The 1,208-nt window shown below is 60.9% G+C and carries 1 protein-coding gene; it reads right to left on the reverse strand.

Annotation, left to right across the window (positions count from 1 at the left end; all coding sequences use genetic code 11):
• Window positions 1-1,208, reverse strand: a 1,208-nt coding sequence (locus AB5Y90_RS08800; RefSeq protein WP_368166817.1) for an immunoglobulin-like domain-containing protein, incomplete at both ends; no start/stop codon positions are given.

Here is a 1,208-nt window from a genome sequence, read left to right on the forward strand (position 1 = left end):
CCAGCTTCGGTCACTTTCAGACTGAAGGTTTCAGGGCCTTCGTAGACGCTGTCCTGGGTCGTGGCGACGGTCACGGTCAGGCTGGTGACGCCCGCCGGAACAGTCACATCGCCATTGGTGGCCACAGTCAAGGTTTGGGTCTGACCATTGCCGTCCACATAAGTGACGGTCATGGTGCCAAGGTCGGCAGCTTCGGCAGTGCCGTACACCAGGCCGAGGTTGATGACCAGCGGTGCTTCGGTGGCATTGGACAGGCTGACGTTGAACACGGCATTGCTGCCTTCATTTACGTCGCCGGCGTTGCTGACGGCCAGGGTTGGACGGTCTGCATCATCAGTGATAATCGTCTTGATTTTCGCGTCTGACAGATCCAGTTTCTCAAAACCTAAAGTACCTGCAGGCACTTGAATGCCGCTGACAGAGACCTCAAAAATTTCGTTTCCTTCATAAGTAGAGTCAACCAACGTCGCAATGCTAAACATTGCCGTCTTGCCATCGGCACCAATAACCGCCTGTGTGGTCTCGGTGATGTCAGCACCACTGGCAGTAGTGTAGGTGTAGCTCAGGGTCACGATGCTACCGACCGGTGCTGCATTGCTCAGGGTCACGGTGTAGGCCGCCGTAGCCTCGCCCTCCACCACACTGCCTGGCCCGCGCAGGGTCACGGTGGTCACGTCGCTGTCGTCCACCACGGTGTTGCTGACGCTGCCGGCGGTGGTCACGCTCTCGTAATTGCCGCCGCTGATACCGCTGATACTGACGCTCAGCGTCTCGTTACCCTGCTGATAGGCATCGTCGGCCCGCACCGGCACCGGCTCGCTGTTGGCGCTGCTGCTGCCCACCGGAATGGTGATCACCACCCCGTTGGAGAGGGTTACGGTCAGCGGACTGCCGGTCACCGGGTTGCTGACGCTGGCGGTGTAGACAATGCTGCCGCCCTCGGTCACGGTCTGGCCATTGGTGGCCGAGCTCAGGGTCACCGTGGTGGTGTCCACGGTGTCGGCCACCTCGGTGGTCACCTTGCTGCTGGTGTCCAGCTGCTCGTAGTTGCCACCGCTGCTGCCGGTGATGCTCACCGTCAGGCTGCTGCCATCTTTGTAAACGTCGTCACTCGGGGCATCGACCGTCACGCTGCCGCTCAGCTCGCCCGCCTTGATGGTGATGCTGGCGCCGTTGGACAGGGTCAGCACCAGGTCACTCTGCGGGGC

The organism is Aeromonas sp. R4-1 (assembly GCF_040908325.1).
In the GTDB taxonomy this organism is placed as follows: domain Bacteria; phylum Pseudomonadota; class Gammaproteobacteria; order Enterobacterales; family Aeromonadaceae; genus Aeromonas; species Aeromonas veronii.